Source organism: Nonomuraea deserti (genome assembly GCF_004348685.1).
Classification (GTDB): Bacteria; Actinomycetota; Actinomycetes; order Streptosporangiales; family Streptosporangiaceae; genus Nonomuraea; species Nonomuraea deserti.
On sequence record NZ_SMKO01000038.1, the window covers coordinates 23,043 to 41,510 of the forward strand.

Here is an 18,468-nt window from a genome sequence, read left to right on the forward strand (position 1 = left end):
TCGTAGGTTCGGGACACGACCACTGCCGTGAAAGGTCTGGTGTCGTCCCCCGTGCCCAGGATTCCCGAGCTGCTGCATCGCACCCTTTTCCGGACCTTCTCCCTCCTCGGCCCGAGGGCTCAGGGGAAGGTGCTGCACCGGTATTTCGACTGGTGGCATCGCCGGCCCGATCCGTGGTCGCTCGCCACGGACTCGTACGAGCGCCGTAAATACCGGGCCACGCTGGACCAGCTGCCCGAGGGGACGTACGCCCGCATCCTGGAGGTGGGCTGCGCCGAGGGCGTCTTCACGCAGATGCTGGCGATGACCTGGCCGGATGCCGGGATCACGGGGCTCGACGTGTCGGAGAGGGCGCTCGGACGGGCCAGGGAGCGCGCGAGCGGTGATGGCGCGCGGGTCCGGTTCGTCCATGCCGACCTGCTCGGCTACGAGGAGCGGGACCGGTACGACCTGGTGTTCTGCGCGGAGACCCTCTACTACATCGGCCGTGGCGACAGGTTGCGCAGGGCATCGGAGCGGCTGCGTTCGCTGCTGGCGCCTGGAGGCGTCCTCGTCCTCGTGCACCCGTGGCCGGAGGCGGAGCGGCTGCACGGGTTCATCGACGGGAGTCCGACGGTCACGAAGCTCGCCGAGCGGGTGGAGCGGGACGCTTCACGGCCCTACGCCGTCTCCGTCTACCGGGCGGGGGCCGGCCCATCCCGTCCGCAGATGACCAGCGCCGTCTCGTGAAGGCCGCGTCGGAGGGGGGAAGGGGACGAGGGCCGGGGTTCTGTCCACCTCGCTAACGTCCTGCCATAGACGGAGATATCACCTCTAAGTAGTCGGTTGATGACATAGGGCGATGTAGCGTTCACGTGTGGTCTCCGGCTCACGAAGGATCGAGCGGCTCGGACGGAAGCGGTGGTTGACCCTTCTGGTCGGGGTCGTCATTTGCGTGGGCGTGTGGCCGATGCCGTGGCAGCCGGTGCACGCCGCGTCGGTCGTCCACGGGGACTCCGTCCACGTCGATCACGGTGACGGCCGGGACGACTCGTGCCCGCCTCGACGCTCGACGTTCAAGCGGCACGCGGGGAAACCGGCGGGCGGCCGGTGCGCCGGCGGCGGGGTTCTGGCGCCTCTCCCCTTCCCTGGACGCGATCACGGGCTCCCGCGTGCCCGTTTCACGCCGCCGCGGCCGCGGCTCGTCACGCGCTGGCGTACGGGCGTCGACCGGCTCACCCACCTGGGCATCTGGCGCATCTAGGCCGGCGGGAACACCTTCCTGCCCGTCTGACCGCGCCGATCCCAGGAGGCGATTCCTCGTGCGCGAAACCGATTCCTCTGTTGAAACCTGGTCATTCCAGTGCCAGAACTGCCACACCGTCTGGCAGGACACCTACGAAGCCCGGCACCACGCGGACTTCGGCGGCGAGTTCATCGTCTGGCGGCACCGTGGCGCCATCAGCATGCCGCCCTGGTTGCACGCCGGCTGCTCCGCCTGCCCGGGCGCGTCCGTCAAGGTGATCCCGCTCGCGGGCAACGTGCCCTACCAGGGGCGCGCCGGCATGTGAGCGTGGCGGGGTACGCGGCGTCCGCCGCGTACCCCGGCGGCCGGTGCCGGCGGGTGGCGGATGGGCGGTTGTCCACAGGGCTGTGTACAGGCCGGTGCGTGGCGGATGGAGCCGCTGTCAGCCCATTCGGGCGAGGCGATATCAGGTTGTTATACGCCCGACCCGGAGCGTGATGAACCATCACATTAGGTGATGATACGAGGTCAGGGGGCCTGTCCGGCGGATCGGGCGATGGGTTTCCGGTGACGTGCAGGCCGCCGGCCGCGATGCGGCACTGTCGTCGGCGGGCCCGGTCGAGCTCCCCGAGGTGGCGGGGTTATCCACAACAAGGGCCGGTTATCCACAGCCTTGGGATAGGGCTGTTCACTCGGCCCCCGCCTCGACCTGGTGGAGCGCCTCGGCGATGGATTTCCTGGCCGCGCGGATGCGCGCCGTCCGTGCCAGGTCGCGCCAGCCCAGCCGCAGGCCCTCCGCGGCCAGCTCGTCGAACGCGGCGAACACGGCCAGCTTCTGCCGGACGATCTTGGCCCAAGCGTCGTCCTCGATCTCGTAGTAGACGTTGCGCTCCCCGGTCTTGCGGAAACGGCGGATGAGCCTGTGGGACGTCAGCAGGTGGAGATTGGTCGTCAGGGACGCGCGGCTGGCCCCGATGATCCCGGCGATGTCGGACGCGGTCTGCTCCGGCGGGTCGCACACCATGAGCCAGCCCAGGATCCGGCCGCTGATGGGAGCGAGCCCCCACTCCTCGGAGACGAACGCCGCCACCCGCTCGACCCAGGCGAGGACCCGCTCACGTCCGGGGCCATCCTGCTCGCTCATGCGAACATTGTAACGTTAAGCGTTCATATCGGTACTTTCCGCTGTCTTATGCCGTCTCGCTCAGCCGGTCAGCCAGCCGTCTGAGCTGCTGCACCCTGGCGCCCGCGTCGTGCAGCAGGTCGCGTGCGGCGAGTTCGGCGGCGATGCGCTCGCGCTGCTCCACCGGCCGGTGGTCGTCGAACTTGAACTTGGCCCGCACCCCCACCACCTCCAGCCGCAGCCCCCGAACGGCCGACAACATCCGGTGGTACGGCCCCGCGTCCGCGCGCATCTCGCCGTGGTCGCCGTCCGGCTGGTGGTGGGCGAGCTGGCGGCGCAGGATGTCCACCTTGCCCTCCTTGCCGTCCACGATCTCGGCCACGCAGGTGAGCTGCACCGAGGCGTAGTAACTGGTCGGCACGCCGGCCTCGGGCGAGTCGGCACGCCAGCCGGTGGGGATGTAGGCGTAGTCGTCGTGCACGCTCACCACCACCGTCGGGCAGGCCTCGATGGCCGGCCAGATCGGGTTGGGCCGGGCCAGGTGGAGCACGACCTCCTTGTCGCCGTCGAACAGGAAGTGCGTCGGCACCAGGATCGGCGGGCCGCCGTTCACGCCGTTGGCGGCGAGCTGGCCGAAATCCCGTGTACGGAGCCAGGTCTGCCACTCTTCCTTGTCGCGAGCCGCGTCCCATGGATGAATAAGCACCCGAACCTCTTTGTATTAGTACATAATAAGATTTGTGCTAGAAACGTACACGATTGCCGGTGGGTCGGCCAGCGAGATAGCGGCGGGTGTCGAGGCCGCCGTGTCCGAAGGGCGGCTGCCGCCCGGCCGCATGCTGCCACCGGTGCGCGAGGCGGCCGCGCTGGCCGGGGTCAGCCCCAACACGGCGGCGGCGGCGTACCGGCTGCTGCGCGAGCGCGGGGTCGTCGAGACGGCCGGGCGGCGTGGCACGCGGGTCAGGCCGCGCCCGGCCAGCACTTTCCGTGAGGAGATCCGCATCGAGGTGCCGCCAGGCGTGCGCGACCTGTCCGAGGGCAACCCCGACCCCGCCCTGCTGCCGGCATTGCACGAGGCCCTCGCCGCCGCGGCCCGCGCGCACCAGGAACGGCCCGCGATGTACGGGACGGGCGACGACGAGGAGCTGCTCGCCCTGGCCGGGGCCCGCCTGCGAGCCGACGGCCTGCCCCCCGCGCCGCTGGCGATCACGTCGGGCACCCTCGACGCCGTCGAACGGGTGCTCGCCGCCCACCTTCGCCCCGGCGACGCGGTCGCCGTCGAGGACCCCGGCTGGACGTCCCTGCTCGACCTGGTCACCGCCATGAGGCTGCGTATCGTGCCGATGCGGCTCGACGACGACGGGCCGCTGCCGGACGAGCTCGGCCGGGCCCTGCTGGCCGGGGCCCGCGCCGTGGTGGTCACTTCCCGCGCGCAGAACCCGACCGGCGCCGCCGTCTCCGCCGAGCGCGCCGCCGACCTGCGCGAGCTGCTGGCCGCGCACCGGGACGTGCTCCTCGTCGAGGACGACCACGGCTCCGGCTTCGTGGACCTGCCGCTGCACCCGCTGGCCGGCGTCACGCGGCGGTGGATCCTCGTCCGCTCGACCGCCAAGGCGCTCGGCCCCGACCTCCGTCTCGCCCTGGTGACCGGCGACCCGACCACCCTCGACCGGCTGCGCGGGCGCCAGCGGCTCGCGACCGGTTGGGTCAGCCACCTGCTGCAGCGCGCCGTCGCCCACCTCTGGCGTACGGAGGCGGTCGACACCGCGGCCGTGGCCGCGGCGTACGCGCGGCGCCGGGACGGCCTGGTGGCGGCGCTGGCCGCGCGCGGCGTCACCGCGCACGGCCGCACCGGGCTCAACGTGTGGGTCCCCGTCGCGGACGAGTCCACGGCGATCACCCGGCTGCTGGCCCGCGGCTGGGCCGCCGCCCCCGGTGCCCGCAACCGGGTGGCCACGCCGCCGGCGCTGCGCCTCACCGCGGCCACGCTGGGGCAGGACGAGATCGACGTGCTCGCCGACGACCTCGCCGCCGCCCTGCGTCCCGCTTCGACCGGCCGGTACGGCTAGCGGCTAACCCAGCAGCCCCTCCCCGATCCAGCCGCCGGGTGCGCACCCCGGCGGGATGGCGAAGACTGCCGAGCCGATCGCGGTGACCCACTCGTTGAGCAGGTCACCCTCGGCCAGCCGCCGCTGGACGGGCACGAACTGCCGGTCGATGTCCGCCTGGTAGGAGGCGAACAGCAGCCCGGAGTCCGACTCGCCGTCCTCGGTCAGACCCTCGTCGTAGTTGTACGGCCGGCGCAGGATGCGCTGCGCCGGATCGGCGACGTGGGCCCGCCTGATGTGGGCGTACTCGGAGATGACCGGGAACCCCAGATGGTTCTTCCGGTCGAAGTCGGGCTCGTCGCGCTCGGCCCGGCCCGTCAGCGGGGCGCCGGTGTCGAGCCGCCGGCCGATGGTGAACTCCCTGGCCACGCGGTCGACGGCGTCCCACGTCCCCAGGCGCATGCGGATCCTGCGCAGCACCATCGTGGTGCCGCCGCGCATCCCGGCCGGGCCCTGGCCGATCCAGACGGCCTTGTCCAGGTCGGTGGGGTTCACGGTGCCGTCGACCTGGCCCATCAGGTTGCGCTGCGTCTCCCCTCCGGCCCCGCCACGGAACCCGCGCTGGGTCCAGCGCACGCGCGTGAACGACCGCGCGTCCTTCACGATCATCCGTACGGCGTGCGCGACGGTCAGACCGTCGTCGGCGCACACCTGGACGAGGAGATCGCCGCCGCTCCACCGCTTGTCCAGCTTGTCCGTCTCGAACGCGGGCAGCGGGCGCACCGGCGAGTCCACCTCGACCGCCTCGAACAGCCCCTCCCCGAACCCGAAGGTGATCGTCAGCCCGGCCGGATCCGCGGCCAGCTCCGGCTCGGTGTCGGCCAGGGCGGGCCGGCCCTGGGTGAGGCGGGCGGCGTCGTCGGTGAGCAGCTGGAGCAGCCGGACGGCGGCTTCCCTGCGGACGCCCTTCCGCAGGTCGAACCCGACGAACACGGCGTGGACCTGCGGCGCGGTCGCCACGCCCGCCTGGTGCGGGCCGTGGAACGGCTCCACCCTCGCCCGCTCGGCATGGGTCGGCGGCGGGGTCTCGCGGCGCGTGAAGGCGCCCGCCGCGGTGGCGGCGCCCCCGGCCAGCAGCCCTCTACGGCTGATCATTCGTGCCCCGGCTGATAGTCCTCCTCGCCGCCGGCGAAGTCCTTGCCGACGGCGCTGAACTCGAGCGGCTGCCCGCCCTTCACCTGGAGCGTGAACGGCACCTTCGCCCCGGGCTTCACCTCTTCCGTGACGCCCATCAGCATGATGTGGTCGCCGCCGGGCTGGAGCTCGTGCGTGCCGCGCGCGGGCACCACGAACCCGCCCTCCTTCGGCCGCATGACCATCTTGCCGCCGGACTCCACGACCTCGTGCAGTTCGATGGTGGGCGACAGCGGCGACGTGCCGGACACGATGGTGACGTCGGTGTCGCCGTTGTTGACCAGCGTCCCGAAAGCCGCGGTCATCCCCTTCTTGACGGTCTTCACCCAGGGGTCGGCGATGGAGAGCCCGGCGGCGGCCGACGAGGACGGGGCGGCCGCGGCCGCGGTCGTGGCGGCGGGCGCGGACGCGGTGGTCGAGCCGCCGCCGCAGCCGGCCAGCGCCACCACGGTGGCGGCGAGCATGAGGGCATGACGAGAGAACATGGCATGGCCTTTCTCCGCCCGGCATGCCGAAGCAGGCCCTGCCGGGCGTGGGGTTGTCTGTTGTCGACAGAAAGCCGTCTTGCCGTGACCCGAGGGTCAGGCGGCGACAACCCGCGGAGGACCCCTCCTGCTGACCACGTGGCGCAGCACGGCCGGGCGGAGCACGCGCGGCTCCGCCGTCCACAGGGGTGTGGAGAAAGGAGTCGTGAGCAGCGGCAGCCAGATGAGCAGCAGCCGCACGGCCAGGCGCCGCAGCAGCGACCAGAGCGCGGCCTCGCCGCGTGCCAGCCACAGCGCGGTCATCGCGACCGCCCACCCGTGGGCGACGAGCATGCCGAGGTCGGGCACCAGCCCCGAATGGAGGTGGCCGGCCATCTGGTGCGGCGTGGCCGCGTGCGACATCGAGAACAGCACGTGCATGACGATCTGCAGCGCGGCCAGCAGCGGCAGGATCACCGTTACCGAGCGCTCGCGCCCGGCCAGCGCGTACGCGGCCCCGAACGCCACCGCCAGCCCGCCCGCCATGGCCGGAGCCGGCACGGTGGCGCCGCCGAGCACGTGAGCCGCCACGCCCAGGCCCAGGCAGACCACGGCGAACACCGTGGTGCGGGCGAAGCGGAGCGGCGCGGCCATACGCTTAGCATTCCATGGGGTCCGGCCGGTCCGCTCGGCACTCCTCGATCCCCTTACACACCGGCATAATCCACCTGATGCCGAAATTTCATGACCTGTCGGAATACGCGGCGACGATCGCCCAGATCATCGACGCGGCCCACGTCAACCTGCACGCCGCGGCACTCCGATCGGTCACCGACCTGGCCGAGTCGTCCGGCGTGACCCCGGGCCTGCTGGTCGACCTGCGCTTCACCCTCCCCCTGCGCCCGCTCACCCGGCCGCAGCTGGCCACGCTCTACCGCTACGGCGACGCCGCGCTCCCCGAACTCGACGACCACCTGCGCGAAGGCACCATGACCGAGGACCCCGGCGGCCGGCTCCGGCCGACGCGCGAAGGGCTGGCGTTCATCCACAGGCTGTACGACCTGCACGCCGCCGCGGCCGAACGCGTCTGGGCCGGCCACGACCTGCCCGCGCTGGCAAACCTGGCGGGACGGGTGCTCGACTCGGCCGAACGCGTGCCGGGCGGCGCGCTGGAGGTGGCGGCGCCGCCGTACGAACCGGAGGGGACCTCGCCGGGGGTGCTGCTGTTCAACCGCATCGCCGCGCTGCGCCACCACCGCGCCGACGCGCACGCCACGGCCTGGCAGGCGGAAGGCCTGACCGCGGCCGGGATCGTCGCCCTGGCGGACGGGCCGCTGCGCGCCGGGATCGAGGCGGAGACCAACCTGCGGGCCGCGGCGCCGTACCGGATCCTGTCGGCGGACGAACGGGACACCCTGCGCGGCGGCCTGCTGAAGCTGGTCTGATCGCGCCGCTCACCGAGCCGGGCCTTCCCTCTGGTTTTCCACGCGGCGACGCCAAGGTTCCAAAATGCCACCTCCCGGTAATCGACGGGTAGGCGCACTATGGTCGTACTTCTCAACAGGAGGCACCGTGGAACAGGAACTGCCCGGCGGTGCGAGGCTGATCGTCGGGGTCGACGAGTCGCCGTCATCGCGCTGGGCGCTCGCCTGGGCCATCGGCGCGGCCAGGCTGCACCGGATGGCCCTGGTCGCCGTGCACGTCAGCCGCGCGCCCGTCCACCCGTTCCCTGAGGCGCTGCCCGTGCAGCACGCCATCAGAGCGGGTGAGGAGGCGCGCTGCTCAGAGGTGATCACCGGCGTGTTCGACGACGTCGCGGGCGGAGTGCCCGAGGATCTCACGACGGCGGTGGTCGGCCGGGTCGGCGACCCCGGCTACCACCTCGTGGATCTGGCCCGCGAAGGCGACCTGCTGGTGCTGGGGCGGGGGAGACGCGGGCTGTTCAGCCGCATCTTCATGCCCTCGACCAGCATGTACTGCGCCCGACACGCCCGCACCACCGTAGTCATCGTGCGACAACCGACGTCGCCGGACGACCCGGAGATGTCAGGGGAGCGGGCTCGCGGGTTCTGGAGCCGCCGACATCCGTGACCGCAGCAGGCGCAACCCCTCGGGGATGGCGTCCGTCGCGATCGCGCCGTAGCCCAGCACCAGGCCGGCCTGGGCCGGGGCTCCCCGCAGTACGCCTCCAGCCGCTCCACCGCCACCTCCGGCGCGGGGCGTACGGACACGCCGGGCGCGAGGCGGGCACACAGGTGCAGCCCCGCCGCGGACGGCACCGGCAGCAGGCGCTCGTCGGCCGCCAGCGCCTCGGCGACCAGGGCGTGCCTGGCGGCGTACACACGGGTGGACTTCCTGATGTGCCTGGCCAGCAGGCCCTCGTCGGTGAAGCGGGCCAGCGCCGCCTGCGTCGGCACCTCCCCGTGCCAGCCCGACGGCCGCCTGGCCGCGCGCAGCGCCGGCCCTAGCGAGGCGGGCGCCACCAGGAAGCCGAGCCTGAGCATGGGCAGCAGGGTCTTGGAGAACGAGCCCACGTAGACGACGCGGCCCGCCCGGTCGAGGCTCTGGAGGGGTTCGAGCGGGCGCTCGCCGAAACGGAACTCGCTGGCGCTCCAAGATGGCTGCATGACCGAACGGGTGGACCTCGGAACGCTCGCCCGCGACGCCTACCAGGCGATGGCCGGCCTGGACGCGTTCGTCGCCCGCAGCACGCTGCCCAAACCCCTCCTCGAACTCGTACGCCTGCGCGCCAGCCAGATCAACGGCTGCGTCTACTGCGTCGACATGCACAGCACCGACGCCAAGACGGCCGGGGAGAGCGACGCCCGCCTCCACGCCGTCGCCGTCTGGCGCGAGGCCCCCTTCTTCACCGAGCAGCAACTCGCCGACCTCGTCACCTCCGCGATCGGAGCCAGGCCGCGGCGGCGACCCCCGAGCTCAGGCCTGCCCGCCCATCTCGTAACCGGCTTCCTTCACCGCCGCGGCGATCAGCGCCGCGTCGACAGGAGCGTCACTGCCGACCGTCAGCAGGCCACCTGCCAGGTCGACCTCCACGGACGTCACCCCGGCCACCTCGCTGACCTCTTCCTTGACCGAGCTCACGCAGTGGCCGCAGGTCATGCCGGTGACGGTGTAGGTGGCAGTGCTCATGGCGATCTCCTCAGGACGTGTGCGATTGCTCCGTTAACCGTACCCCCCTACCGTATTTCGAAGGCACCGGACGCGAGCATGTTCGTCCTGAGCAAACAGTCCCTACGGTGCCGCGCCTGACCCGCACCCCGTACCCGAAACCTGGGCCCCGCCCCTGCCCTTCTGGATCAGCAACCACAATCCGACCCGCAGACGGCTGGCAAGCGCGCCCACCTCGGGTTACGCTCCTCCCGGGCACACATCCACCAGGATCAGGCTCACCGGCCTCCTCCCTGCGCGCATGAACTGACCTCGGGCACGGACGTTTCGCGCATCCGCGCCGGATATTTGGCATGATCGAGCTGTTGCCCATGAGGGCTGCCGATAGATGGTTGTCGGATGCTCGTCCGAGATGGGGCAGTATTCGGGTCCCACCTGCGGCTGAACACTCGTCCATCGCACATTCCACACATCCGCAACACAGGTAGCGCAGCCATCCCTTGCTAGGCTGCTTGTCAACCGTTGGGTCTCACCCCGGCAGGTGAGACCGTCGAAGAAGTGGGGTCACACCGTGAAGAAGCTGCTCGTTCTGGCGCTGATCGCCCTTGGGGGGTTGCTGATCTGGCGTAAGGTGCAGGCCGACCGCGCAGAGCTTGATCTCTGGACCGAGGCGACCGGCAGCGAGAACTAACCGACCGGCGAGGCGATGAGTGACGTCGTCCCCATCAAGCTGGTGTGCCTGGACCTGGCAGGCACCACAGTCGGTGACATCGCCATGGTCGAGCGCGCCTTTGCCGAGGCGATCGCGACCCAGGGCATAGTGCCCGGGACCGGGGCTTACGCGCGTGCCATGGTTCACGTGCACCGGTCCCGGGGATGTCCCACGATCGATGTCTTCCGCGGGATCTTCCCCGGGAACGAAGCCCAGGCCCAGGCGGCGAACCTGACGTTCGAACGCTCCTATGAGGGCGCGTTGGAGCGGGCAGGTCTGACGCCCATGCCCGGAGTCATGGAGGTCCTCGACAAACTCCGTGGCAACGGCATCAAACTGGCCCTGATCACCGGCTTCAGCCGCATCACGTTGAGCCGCGTCCTGAGCGTGCTCGGCTGGCACGACAAGATCGACCTGGCCATCTCCCCAGAAGACGCCGGCGGCCGCGGCCGCCCCTGGCCCGACATGGTGCTGCACGCCGTCCTCCGCACGGAGGTGGCGGACGTACGGCACGTGGCGGTGATCGGCGACTCGGAGAACGACATGCTGTGCGGCACACGAGCCGGGGCATCGATCGTGGCGGGCATCCTGACGGGCGTCCACAGCCGGGAGCGCCTCCTGAAGGGCGGCGCCACCCACCTCCTCGACTCGATCGCAGACTTCCCGAGCTTGGTGTTGAGCGACGACCTCGGTACGACGCAGGTGGCTTCGTCGGCCCGGTAAGCTATCTTCGTCGAAGGGGCCTTAGCTCAGTTGGCAGAGCGCCTGCTTTGCAAGCAGGAAGTCAGGAGTTCGAATCTCCTAGGCTCCACCAGGGAAAACACCCCGCCACTGATCTTGTGACGGGGTGTTCGGGCCATTAACGGGCCATTAGCCATCCTGGCCCAGCCTCTTCCTCTCAGCCTCCACACGAGCGCTGAGCGCATCCGCGATCCGCTGGTCGGCGTCCTTGGTGGCGTGCTGGTAGATGAGCGCCGCCCGATCGCTGTCGTGCCCCATCCGCGCCTTGAGATCGGCCAGGCTCGCCCCTGACTGCGCGGCGAGCGTGTTGCCCGTGTGGCGAAGATCGTGGAAGTGCAGGCCGGCGAGCCCCATCTCCTTGAGCGCCTCACCCCACTTCGCGGCACGCCGGAAGTTGCTGCCCCGCAGGAACCCGCCCAGCTTGCCCAGGAACACGAAGGCGTCCTCTTCTGGCTCGACATAGGACGCGAGATGTTGGGTGAGCGCCGGAACGATCACTGCGGGGATGCCGACGATACGACGACCGGCCTTGGACTTGACCGGGCACAGGCGCATCTCCCCGCCGTCCAGCTCGATGAGCTGTTCCCGGACCCGGACCGTGCGCGCCACCAGGTCCAGGTCATGCCGTCGAAGTGCGATCACCTCACCCCACCGCAGGCTGGCGAACGTGGCCAGCAGGATCAGTGCTCGAAACCGCCTGTCCGCCATCCGGTCGGCGAGCTCGAACACCTGAGACACCGTGATCACGGGACGCTCGGGTGTGTGCTCATTGTCGGCGCCCTTGATCCGGCAGGGGTTGCGGCTGATCAACTTGTCTTCTTCCGCCGCCGTCATCAGAACGGCCCGCATGAACCGGTACGCCTTGGCGACTGTCGAGACCGATACGCCATGCTCCAGCCGTTCGGACCGCCACGCGCGGATCATCTGGGTTGTCAGCTTGCCGACCTGGACACCGCCAAGAGTGGGCATGATGTGCCGCTCCAGCAGCCACGTGTAGTTCTCGATGGTCTTGGGGCGCAGGCCGGGACGTTCCTTGATCCACGCTCGCGCGTAGTCGCCCACCAGGACCTTGCCGCGATCGGGATCCGTCCAGTCGCCCGCGATCATCTGAGCTTCGATGATCGTGAGAGCACGGTCGGCCTCAGTTCGGGTGGCGTAGGTTGTGGTCCCGGTCCGCAGACGCCCGTCCGGTCCTGGATAGCGAATTTGGAACCGGCCGGACTCTCGCTTGCGGATATTGCCGAAACGGCGGTGACCGTCTCTGTTGGCCATCAGGCAGCCCTCCCTTTGACGGTGCCGGTGGTCATCGGCGTGACGGTTCCGGCCACGACGAAGGCGATCAGTGCGGACTCGCGGATGCGGACGTGGCGTCCGACCTTCACGAATTCGATCCGGCGTTCGGCGATCAGTCGGCGGACGAAGCGCACCGAGGTGTTGAGCGCATCGGCCGCTTCGTCAACGGTCAGCAGTTGGTCCATGTCTCTCCCCCTTCACGCGGCCTGCGGAATTGCCGAAAGATCTTGTCCGGCTGCTCTGGCTTCCAGCTCTCTGAGGTGAGCTCGCCAGCGTTGCCGTTCGTGGACGGACCGGAGGAGCCGTACGGCCAACGGCGGCACGTTGGCGTCTCCGGCCGGGACAGGTCGCCAGATGTAGCGGTGTAGGTCGGTGGGTTCGTCGGTCTGGCCGAGGGCTTCCAGGACCCAGGTACGGCGGTCCTGCTTGTGCTCGGCCAGGGTCTTGTTGGACCACTTACGAGAGACCAGGACACGGCGTCCGGCGTAGCCGAGGTGTTCGGGCTTGTGGGCCTTGCCACGGCAGTGGCCGGGCGTCATGCCGGGTTTGGCGCTCTTGGGCTGGACGCCGTAGCGCAGCCAGTTCGGGCAGGTGGGCGAGCACGGTTCGTAGCGCAGGGCGTCGAGCATGCGGGTGGCGTGCTCGCGTTGGGCCTGGCCACCGTCGAGGGTGTCGCCGATGGATTTGGTGAGGTACTTGGACAGGTAGCGGATGCACTGGTCGGCGTCCGGGGTTCCGGCGAGGACGCCTTGAACGTCCACCTGTTCGCCGAAGCGCAGCACGTGGAGGGGTTCGGCGTCCTCGTCCAGAGCGTCGAGGGCTTCGTCCCAGGTGGGCAGGACCTCGCCGGTTGCCGGGTCGAGGTAGCCGGCCTCCTCGTCCCAGACGGGCAGGTGATCGCCGTCGAAGCGCACTTCGTCGGCCTGGGGCCACCACACCTGGTGGTAGGTGGCGGCGGCGATCTGCTTGATCTCCGCACGCGGCAAGGTTCCCCGTATAGCCATGTGCAGGTGCGGCGCCAGCCGCTTCTGAGGCTCCACGGCGGCGAAGTACTGCACGTCATAGCCCGCAACCCGGCGCAAGTTCTGCACAAAGCGATCCACGAGCTTGGAGAAGTGCAGCGCGTCCCGAGCCGCGCGCCGGTAGTCGTAGGTGTCGGGATCGATCGGGACACTGTTACGGACCTTGCCGTAGCTGGGCAGGGTGAGCGTGACGAACAGCGACGGCCGGTAGGTCTTGCCATCTCCGCTGGTGAAGGTGCGTCCCAGGGTGGTATTGGTCATCTTGCGCTTGGGCAGGTCCGGTGCGTCCTGCCGCCGCCGGGTCGATCGGGTGCGCTTGGGCACCGCGGATCCGGTGACGCTACCCCGCATGCCAGCGTTGTTGATCTCGTCATCGAGGCCGGACAGGACGGCGTCCAGGTCGGTGGTGTCGTCGCCGGCCTGCTCGGCGGCATCACGCTTGGCTTGCATGTCGGCGCGGAACTCCACCAGCCAGCGCTGTTCCTCGTTCGGCTCGTCGGGCGTGATGGAGGGTTCGGTGTCGAGGTGCCAGCCTTCGCGGCATTGGGCCATGCGGAGCTGCCGGTTGCGCTTGGCGCAGGGCGGGCACTTGCTGTCGAGGACGGCCCCGCACGGTACGTCGATGATCTCGGACTTGCCGGTGATGGTGTCGAGCCGTCGCAGCGGGACGGGGCGGATGCAGACGCCGTGCTGCTTGGCGACCTCTTCGAGTATGTCCCGGGCTATCGGCATGGCTTGGCGGACGGCCCGGGGGAGAGCGCGGTCGTGCGGATGGGTCATGCGGACCTCCCTTCGTCGGAGTCGGTGACGATGAGCGCGCTCTGGCCGCACTCGCGGCACTCGACCAGGGCGCGGGCCGGGTCGAGCCGCAGAGCGTTCAGGGTGCGGCAGACGGAGCAGCGCAGGCCCTCCAGGGCGTGGGCGAGCGTCATCGGTCCTCACCTCCGGTGAAGGTGGCGGCCATGGCGCGGATGTCGTCGTCGGAGACGTAGGCGGCGCGGACGCGGACCGGATCGGGGCTGGTTTCCAGCCGGATGTAGCCGACGCCCGCGCCGCGTTCGGGGATGGGTGAGATGTGGTCGGCGAGGGCTCCCCGGTCGCGTGCGCCGTCGCCGAGGACCATGTCCACCTGTTCGGACTCGTCGAGGCGGAGGGCGATCTTGTCGGGGAACAGGTTGCGGATGTTCATGACCTCTTTGCGCGGGTCCTGGAGCGCGGCCAGGACGCCGACGCCGACCGCGCGTCCCTGGGTGGTGAGCGTGGCCAGCGCGGCGGAGATACGTTGCCGGAGTTGCCGGTCGGACTGGTAGGCGGTCAGGAACGCCACCTCGTCCACCACGACCAGGACGAACGGGTCGTCGACGGTGGGGGTGTGGGAGCGCTGGAGCCCGGCGAAACGGGCAGCCCGTTTCTGCATGACGCACACGGCTTCGTCCAGTAGGTCGGCGCACTCTTCGGGAGTGGCCGCGTACCTGGGGCCGAACAGGTCGCGTCCGTAGGACAGCTCCATCAGTTTGGGATCGAGCGCCCACAACTCGACCAGGCCCGCACTGGCGGCGGGGAGCAGGGCGCGGATGACGGACCAGATGATCGATCCCTTGCCGGCCCCGGTCGCGCCCGCGACGAGGACGTGTGTGCCGTGGACCTTGAGCCGCCATGGCCGCCCGTCCTCGCACCGGCCGATCTCCACTGGACCCACGGTCGGCTCTTCTGGGACGGGAAGCGCTGGCAGTGGGGTGGAGAGGGGATCGTTGCGCGGGAAGGTCAGGGTGAGCCGTCCGGCCTGGGACAGCGCGACCCGGCAGGATTTCGCGCCGAAGCCTTGGGCCAGGTGGTCGGTGCGGTCGGCCCAGTCCTTGACTGCCTGGCCTTTGAGCATGCGGACAGTGATGATGTCGGCCCAGAAGGTGCAGGTGACCTTGCCGAGCCGGGGCAGGTAGTCGCGGCCCCGGAGGTGACGGCCGAGACCGGAGACGATCATGACGGGTTGCCAGTGCCGGCGGTAGACCCAGATGAGTCGCCACCAGGCCAGCAGCCGGTAGCCGACCAGGTGGGCGAAGGACGCCCGGTCGATGAACGCCCACGCGAGGAGGCCCAGGACGACGATGCCGACCAGGCAGGCCGCCGGCGGCCAGCCGTAGAGGTACCAGACAGCCCCGGGAACGACTGGGATGGCGGTGGCGATGGGGTGACGCCAGATGGTGCGGACGAGCCCGGCGAGGATGCGCCAGACGAGGATGACGATGGTGATGATGGCGGGTGTAGTGACGACGGCCGGGCGGAAGACGACGGCCGTGTCGGGCGTGGTGGAGACGAGGTTGCGCGCCTCGTCGCCAGGCAGCCGCTTGAACATAAGCTGGGAACCTTCCGTGATGGAGCAAGTCAGGGGAGAGATGTGAAAGGGGGCCGCCGGAAGTTGCCGCTTCTGGCGGCCCCGCCTGCTGTCAGGCCGCCGTGTCGGTGGCGTCCTTGTCGGCCAGTTGTTCGGCGTGGAGCTGCTCGCAGTCGGCCAGGTAGCGAGCGGCGGCGTTGAAGATCTCCCGAGCGTTGGCCAGGTCGGTGTCGGTGACCGGTCCGGCCCCGGTGGTGGAGATGTGTACGTCGGCCTCGTGCGTGCTGAATTCCAGGTACGGGCGCGGGCTGCTGAGCAGCAGTCCGGCACGCACCTTGAGCTGCGGCGTGTGGAAGGAGATCCCGACGTGCGGCTCGCAGCCGGGATGCATGGACAGGGTGAGGTAGGTGTAGGGGCCGAGGGTCATGCCGCGACCCCCGTGCCGTCGGGCAGGCTGTGAAGGCTGCGCTCCAGCGAGCGGGCGAAGCGGGATGCCTCGCGGGCGAGCTGGCGCGCGAACTCCAGGTCTTCCACCGTCGCGGGACCGTGGGTGGTGACCAGGACGGAGGTGGCGCCGAAGTCGAGCGCCAGGACGGGCTGGCGGCGGGCGTAGGGGTGGGTGAGGGTGCGGGCGGCGTGCCCGGTGGTCAGCCGGATCACGCTCGTACGTGGGGTACGGCGGCGGGTCATTTAGGCGGCGTCCTTTCCGGCCGAAGCCTTGCTCGGAGCGGGCTGTGCGGTTTGGCGGGGTGCGTGCATCTCACGCACCTTGATCGAGTACGCGAGCCGTCCGGCGGCGTTGACGTACGGGGTGACGGTGATGCCGTCGAACTCGACCGGCGTGAACGGCAGCCCTGCCATCGGGGACGGGGGTACCGGCTGGACCGGCGCGAGGATCTTGACCGCCACCGTCTTCTGGGCGGGCTTGAGGGTTGGGTCACCGTCCATGACCGCGACCTGCCAGACCAGCTCTGCGGTCTGCTTGTCGCGGGCCTGCACGAACCGGCCGTTGGCGGAGGCGTCGAAGTCCTTGACGGGCTCGACCTCGCCGACGATGTAGCAGCCGTGCGGGAAGACCATGGCGAAGGTGACGGGGATGGGGCCTTGCAGAGCCATAATGGCTCTCCTCTCTTGACTGACTGACACTTGACCTATCAAGTGATGCTCTGAGAATAGGCCGCACAAACTTGCTACGTCAAGTGACTAGGTCGGTGGTGACGGACCTCTTACCGATTCGGTAGCGACAACCCCGCGCAAACACGGATGATCAGGGGCGTGTACGTGAGGTTTCAGAGCCCTGCCCCGAACGCGAGAGGCGTCCACCCTGGCGTGTTCGGCCTCATCAACGGCCTGGCCAAACACGGCCAACTATCGCCGGAGGAGACACGCTTCAAGGAGGAGAACCACGCCTGGTTCCACGCGAACCTGATCGATCCGAGCGACGTCGACCCCCACGTCTACGACCGCACGCTGAACCCGAAGGCCACGGCCTGGTTCAGGCCGACCGCGACCCATCTCCTCGAACGCGTGCCCGGTTACCTGGCGATCCTCGCCGCCCACGGCGTCGCATGCGTGCGCGTCGAGGAGATCGACCCCGGCACCGTGGTCTACGAAGACCCCCATCAGGTCGTCGTGGTTCCCTACGCGACCGGGTAGGCGTCTTCCAGCTCGTGCCGGTCGGCTGGGAGCAGCACCTCGACCACAGCGAGCGGACGCCCGGAGGCGTCACGGACCGCGCCGAAGACGGCCAGCAGCGGCACGTTCTTCGGCATGCCGAGCTGCTTGGCTTCCTGGGTGGTGGGCATGCGCGCGGTGATCTGCTCCACGATGTGATCGAAGCGCACTCCCTTTCGCATCGTCAGATGCTCACGGATGCCCTGTGGCAACGGCTCGCCACTGGTCAGGTCGGTGCCTTCTGACAACTCCAGCGGCAGCCACAACGAGACCAGCTCACTCGGCTCGCCCTCCCGCAGCACCAACCGCCGGCGCAGGAACGCTTTGCTTTTGGGTGCCGTTTTCAGCAGCGTCGCCACCCGGTTGGGCAGGGCTACGGCGCCGGCCTCGATCAGCTCGCCAGGGTTGTCGGTCTCCGGGCTGGTCAGGTACGCCTGTCCGGGACGGTTGGACTCCACTGACGCCATCGCGGGACGGCCGCGTACGAACCGGCCCTTGCCCTGCTGCGACTCGATCCAGCCCTGCTCACGCAGCACCCGCAGCGCCGCGACCACCGTGGGCCGGGACACGCTGAACTCCTGGATGAGCTGGTGCTCGCTGGGGAGCAGGGAGCCGGGCGGGTAGGTTCCCGACTCGATACGCCGTTGAAGGGCCTGCACAAGCTGCGCATACTTCGGCGGCACGGACTCTAGCGACATGATGACCGTCCAACACCCGACAGGTTGTTTTACCAAGTTTGAGCGTAGCCTGGCCTGGCGCACCGTGTCCACGTCACGGCACAAGCGCACACGAGATGATGGCCCGGCAGACAGTCGGCGGAGGGGCCGGGGGCGGACCCTTCATCCGGGCGTGGACTCGACCGTCCGCCGGGCGGTGAGGCGCGACGGGGAAGGGGGTAAGCCGCCCGATCCCCTCGATCGGGTGCCGTCACTGCCCCGCCGCGCCTGCCTGCTACTTGGCGACGTACTCCGCCAAGACGTTCGCAGCGCCCTTCACGTCATCGACCGGATGACGCTTCTCGGCGTTCTGCCACGAGTAGTGGGTCCCGCCGTAGCCGACGAACACCCACACCGGTAGCCCGTGCTCCAGACGGTGCACCATGAGCGCACTGTTGTTGTCGCGCAGTTCGGCCCGGACGCGCAGGCTCACGAGTTCGTCGCGCAGCCGGATGAGGGCGTTCGCCTCGTCCTGCTGGCCGAAGCCGTTCATAGCCGCCTGCATGATCGAATTCATCTCCCGCTCCCTTCGCCCTGGCCGTCGCCGAGGCAGTCGAGACACTTCCGCTCCCCAATCCGTTCCGCCTCCTCCCCGTCAGTGCTGATCAGGAGAGCGCGGCGCGAGCTTGTCAGCTTGTAACCACGTCCCCGGCACGCAGGGCAGGGGCTTGCCTCGCAGTTCTCGTCTGGCCGGGTCACCGTCGCCATCTCCTCGCGAGTCGTTTCCGGTACTTCCTGCGGCGGAAGTCCGCTTCACTTACGTTGTTGATTGATGGCAAGTCCACCGGCAAAGCA

General features: G+C 69.7%; 26 protein-coding genes, 1 tRNA gene and 1 pseudogene. 12 read left to right on the forward strand and 16 right to left on the reverse strand.

Annotated features, from left to right (window positions below; translation table 11 throughout):
- Positions 1-27: 27 nt before the first annotated feature.
- The 3 genes from E1292_RS16795 to E1292_RS16805 all read left to right on the forward strand — a co-directional run bounded on the left by E1292_RS16795 (position 28) and on the right by E1292_RS16805 (position 1,550).
- On the forward strand, positions 28-729 hold the full coding sequence (locus E1292_RS16795; protein WP_132596153.1) for a class I SAM-dependent methyltransferase: 702 nt from the start codon (positions 28-30) through the stop codon (positions 727-729).
- Positions 730-904: 175 nt separating this feature from the next.
- Complete coding sequence (locus E1292_RS16800; RefSeq protein WP_132596154.1) at positions 905-1,243, forward strand: hypothetical protein; 339 nt, start codon at positions 905-907, stop codon at positions 1,241-1,243.
- Between the two features lie 58 nt (positions 1,244-1,301).
- Positions 1,302-1,550, forward strand: coding sequence for a hypothetical protein (locus tag E1292_RS16805; RefSeq protein WP_132596155.1), 249 nt, complete (start codon positions 1,302-1,304; stop codon positions 1,548-1,550).
- A gap of 363 nt (positions 1,551-1,913) precedes the next feature.
- Here E1292_RS16805 and E1292_RS16810 read toward each other — a convergent pair whose 3' ends face one another.
- Together E1292_RS16810 and E1292_RS16815 are read right to left on the reverse strand one after the other, a co-directional pair.
- Positions 1,914-2,369, reverse strand: coding sequence for a GbsR/MarR family transcriptional regulator (locus tag E1292_RS16810; RefSeq protein WP_132596156.1), 456 nt, complete (start codon positions 2,367-2,369; stop codon positions 1,914-1,916).
- A gap of 46 nt (positions 2,370-2,415) precedes the next feature.
- Entirely contained in the window at positions 2,416-3,054 is a 639-nt protein-coding gene (locus E1292_RS16815) for an FMN-binding negative transcriptional regulator (protein WP_132596157.1), read from the reverse strand.
- Between the two features lie 34 nt (positions 3,055-3,088).
- Between E1292_RS16815 and E1292_RS16820 the strand changes: the two genes are divergently transcribed.
- Positions 3,089-4,417, forward strand: coding sequence for an aminotransferase class I/II-fold pyridoxal phosphate-dependent enzyme (locus E1292_RS16820; RefSeq protein WP_132596158.1), 1,329 nt, complete (start codon positions 3,089-3,091; stop codon positions 4,415-4,417).
- 3 nt (positions 4,418-4,420) lie between these two features.
- Here the strand turns inward: E1292_RS16820 and E1292_RS16825 are convergent, their stop codons facing one another.
- The 3 genes from E1292_RS16825 to E1292_RS16835 all read right to left on the reverse strand — a co-directional run bounded on the left by E1292_RS16825 (position 4,421) and on the right by E1292_RS16835 (position 6,708).
- On the reverse strand, positions 4,421-5,551 hold the full coding sequence (locus E1292_RS16825; protein ID WP_132596159.1) for a Dyp-type peroxidase: 1,131 nt from the start codon (positions 5,549-5,551) through the stop codon (positions 4,421-4,423).
- On the reverse strand, positions 5,548-6,075 hold the full coding sequence (locus E1292_RS16830) for a copper chaperone PCu(A)C (protein ID WP_132596160.1): 528 nt from the start codon (positions 6,073-6,075) through the stop codon (positions 5,548-5,550). Before E1292_RS16830 ends, E1292_RS16825 begins: the two co-directional genes overlap by 4 nt.
- Positions 6,076-6,171: 96 nt before the next feature.
- Positions 6,172-6,708, reverse strand: coding sequence for an MFS transporter (locus E1292_RS16835; protein WP_132596161.1), 537 nt, complete (start codon positions 6,706-6,708; stop codon positions 6,172-6,174).
- Positions 6,709-6,785: 77 nt separating this feature from the next.
- Here E1292_RS16835 and E1292_RS16840 point away from each other — a divergent pair, with 77 nt between their 5' ends.
- The 4 genes and pseudogenes from E1292_RS16840 to E1292_RS53775 form a co-directional block, all read left to right on the forward strand.
- Positions 6,786-7,499 (forward strand): hypothetical protein, encoded by a 714-nt coding sequence (locus E1292_RS16840; protein ID WP_132596162.1) that lies wholly within the window; start codon positions 6,786-6,788, stop codon positions 7,497-7,499.
- A 127-nt stretch (positions 7,500-7,626) separates the two neighbouring features.
- The gene (locus E1292_RS16845) at positions 7,627-8,145 is read left to right on the forward strand and encodes a universal stress protein (protein ID WP_220446877.1); all 519 of its coding nucleotides are present in this window, start codon (positions 7,627-7,629) and stop codon (positions 8,143-8,145) included.
- Positions 8,146-8,400: 255 nt separating this feature from the next.
- Positions 8,401-8,592: a hypothetical protein gene (locus E1292_RS51145; RefSeq protein WP_165974586.1), complete on the forward strand. Its 192-nt coding sequence runs from the start codon at positions 8,401-8,403 to the stop codon at positions 8,590-8,592.
- Between the two features lie 138 nt (positions 8,593-8,730).
- Positions 8,731-8,871 (forward strand): annotated as a pseudogene (locus E1292_RS53775) (carboxymuconolactone decarboxylase family protein); the annotation flags it as partial.
- A 120-nt stretch (positions 8,872-8,991) separates the two neighbouring features.
- Here E1292_RS53775 and E1292_RS16860 read toward each other — a convergent pair.
- Positions 8,992-9,204 carry a heavy-metal-associated domain-containing protein gene (locus tag E1292_RS16860; RefSeq protein WP_132596164.1) on the reverse strand — a complete coding sequence of 71 codons (213 nt, stop codon included), beginning with the start codon at positions 9,202-9,204 and terminating at the stop codon, positions 8,992-8,994.
- Between the two features lie 550 nt (positions 9,205-9,754).
- On the opposite strand from E1292_RS16860, the gene E1292_RS52685 reads away from it, so the two are divergent.
- The 3 genes from E1292_RS52685 to E1292_RS16870 all read left to right on the forward strand — a co-directional run bounded on the left by E1292_RS52685 (position 9,755) and on the right by E1292_RS16870 (position 10,709).
- Entirely contained in the window at positions 9,755-9,874 is a 120-nt protein-coding gene (locus tag E1292_RS52685; RefSeq protein ID WP_020542320.1) for a DLW-39 family protein, read from the forward strand.
- 15 nt (positions 9,875-9,889) lie between these two features.
- Positions 9,890-10,618: an HAD-IA family hydrolase gene (locus E1292_RS16865; protein ID WP_132596165.1), complete on the forward strand. Its 729-nt coding sequence runs from the start codon at positions 9,890-9,892 to the stop codon at positions 10,616-10,618.
- A gap of 15 nt (positions 10,619-10,633) precedes the next feature.
- Positions 10,634-10,709, forward strand: a tRNA-Ala gene (locus E1292_RS16870).
- A 56-nt stretch (positions 10,710-10,765) separates the two neighbouring features.
- Here the strand turns inward: E1292_RS16870 and E1292_RS16875 are convergent.
- From E1292_RS16875 to E1292_RS16905, 8 genes are all read right to left on the reverse strand, one after another.
- A complete protein-coding gene (locus E1292_RS16875) occupies positions 10,766-11,908 on the reverse strand; it encodes a tyrosine-type recombinase/integrase (RefSeq protein ID WP_132596166.1) in 1,143 nt (380 codons plus the stop codon).
- The gene (locus E1292_RS16880) at positions 11,908-12,114 is read right to left on the reverse strand and encodes a helix-turn-helix domain-containing protein (RefSeq protein ID WP_132596167.1); all 207 of its coding nucleotides are present in this window, start codon (positions 12,112-12,114) and stop codon (positions 11,908-11,910) included. The genes E1292_RS16875 and E1292_RS16880 overlap by 1 nt, the downstream gene beginning before the upstream one ends.
- Before the next feature lie 12 nt (positions 12,115-12,126).
- On the reverse strand, positions 12,127-13,731 hold the full coding sequence (locus E1292_RS16885; RefSeq protein WP_132596168.1) for a replication initiator: 1,605 nt from the start codon (positions 13,729-13,731) through the stop codon (positions 12,127-12,129).
- Positions 13,728-13,883, reverse strand: a complete 156-nt coding sequence (locus tag E1292_RS51150) for a hypothetical protein (protein ID WP_165974587.1) — start codon at positions 13,881-13,883, stop codon at positions 13,728-13,730. Before E1292_RS51150 ends, E1292_RS16885 begins: the two co-directional genes overlap by 4 nt.
- Positions 13,880-15,304: an FtsK/SpoIIIE domain-containing protein gene (locus tag E1292_RS16890; protein ID WP_132596169.1), complete on the reverse strand. Its 1,425-nt coding sequence runs from the start codon at positions 15,302-15,304 to the stop codon at positions 13,880-13,882. The genes E1292_RS51150 and E1292_RS16890 overlap by 4 nt, the downstream gene beginning before the upstream one ends.
- A 91-nt stretch (positions 15,305-15,395) precedes the next feature.
- Complete coding sequence (locus tag E1292_RS16895; protein ID WP_132596170.1) at positions 15,396-15,710, reverse strand: hypothetical protein; 315 nt, start codon at positions 15,708-15,710, stop codon at positions 15,396-15,398.
- The gene (locus E1292_RS16900) at positions 15,707-15,973 is read right to left on the reverse strand and encodes a hypothetical protein (protein ID WP_132596171.1); all 267 of its coding nucleotides are present in this window, start codon (positions 15,971-15,973) and stop codon (positions 15,707-15,709) included. Before E1292_RS16900 ends, E1292_RS16895 begins: the two co-directional genes overlap by 4 nt.
- On the reverse strand, positions 15,974-16,399 hold the full coding sequence (locus tag E1292_RS16905) for a plasmid replication, integration and excision activator (protein ID WP_132596172.1): 426 nt from the start codon (positions 16,397-16,399) through the stop codon (positions 15,974-15,976). It lies immediately after the preceding gene.
- 213 nt (positions 16,400-16,612) lie between these two features.
- Between E1292_RS16905 and E1292_RS16910 the strand changes: the two genes are divergently transcribed.
- Positions 16,613-16,939 carry a hypothetical protein gene (locus E1292_RS16910; RefSeq protein ID WP_246090154.1) on the forward strand — a complete coding sequence of 109 codons (327 nt, stop codon included), beginning with the start codon at positions 16,613-16,615 and terminating at the stop codon, positions 16,937-16,939.
- Here E1292_RS16910 and E1292_RS16915 read toward each other — a convergent pair.
- Positions 16,924-17,616 carry a GntR family transcriptional regulator gene (locus E1292_RS16915; protein WP_220446878.1) on the reverse strand — a complete coding sequence of 231 codons (693 nt, stop codon included), beginning with the start codon at positions 17,614-17,616 and terminating at the stop codon, positions 16,924-16,926. The genes E1292_RS16910 and E1292_RS16915 overlap by 16 nt on opposite strands.
- A 292-nt stretch (positions 17,617-17,908) precedes the next feature.
- Positions 17,909-18,190, reverse strand: a complete 282-nt coding sequence (locus E1292_RS16920; protein ID WP_132516197.1) for a hypothetical protein — start codon at positions 18,188-18,190, stop codon at positions 17,909-17,911.
- Positions 18,191-18,468: the final 278 nt, after the last annotated feature.

Excerpts from the sequence above, each read along its gene's own strand:
- E1292_RS16810 (WP_132596156.1), bottom strand. The coding sequence starts at position 2,369 with ATGAGCGAGCAGGATGGCCCCGGACGTGAGCGGGTCCTCGCCTGGGTC.
- E1292_RS16825 (WP_132596159.1), bottom strand. The coding sequence starts at position 5,551 with ATGATCAGCCGTAGAGGGCTGCTGGCCGGGGGCGCCGCCACCGCGGCG.
- E1292_RS16830 (WP_132596160.1), bottom strand. The coding sequence starts at position 6,075 with ATGTTCTCTCGTCATGCCCTCATGCTCGCCGCCACCGTGGTGGCGCTG.
- E1292_RS16835 (WP_132596161.1), bottom strand. The coding sequence starts at position 6,708 with ATGGCCGCGCCGCTCCGCTTCGCCCGCACCACGGTGTTCGCCGTGGTC.
- E1292_RS16840 (WP_132596162.1), top strand. The coding sequence starts at position 6,786 with ATGCCGAAATTTCATGACCTGTCGGAATACGCGGCGACGATCGCCCAG.
- E1292_RS16860 (WP_132596164.1), bottom strand. The coding sequence starts at position 9,204 with ATGAGCACTGCCACCTACACCGTCACCGGCATGACCTGCGGCCACTGC.
- E1292_RS16865 (WP_132596165.1), top strand. The coding sequence starts at position 9,890 with ATGAGTGACGTCGTCCCCATCAAGCTGGTGTGCCTGGACCTGGCAGGC.
- E1292_RS16875 (WP_132596166.1), bottom strand. The coding sequence starts at position 11,908 with ATGGCCAACAGAGACGGTCACCGCCGTTTCGGCAATATCCGCAAGCGA.
- E1292_RS16880 (WP_132596167.1), bottom strand. The coding sequence starts at position 12,114 with ATGGACCAACTGCTGACCGTTGACGAAGCGGCCGATGCGCTCAACACC.
- E1292_RS16885 (WP_132596168.1), bottom strand. The coding sequence starts at position 13,731 with ATGACCCATCCGCACGACCGCGCTCTCCCCCGGGCCGTCCGCCAAGCC.
- E1292_RS51150 (WP_165974587.1), bottom strand. The coding sequence starts at position 13,883 with ATGACGCTCGCCCACGCCCTGGAGGGCCTGCGCTGCTCCGTCTGCCGC.
- E1292_RS16890 (WP_132596169.1), bottom strand. The coding sequence starts at position 15,304 with ATGTTCAAGCGGCTGCCTGGCGACGAGGCGCGCAACCTCGTCTCCACC.
- E1292_RS16895 (WP_132596170.1), bottom strand. The coding sequence starts at position 15,710 with ATGACCCTCGGCCCCTACACCTACCTCACCCTGTCCATGCATCCCGGC.
- E1292_RS16900 (WP_132596171.1), bottom strand. The coding sequence starts at position 15,973 with ATGACCCGCCGCCGTACCCCACGTACGAGCGTGATCCGGCTGACCACC.
- E1292_RS16905 (WP_132596172.1), bottom strand. The coding sequence starts at position 16,399 with ATGGCTCTGCAAGGCCCCATCCCCGTCACCTTCGCCATGGTCTTCCCG.
- E1292_RS16920 (WP_132516197.1), bottom strand. The coding sequence starts at position 18,190 with ATGAATTCGATCATGCAGGCGGCTATGAACGGCTTCGGCCAGCAGGAC.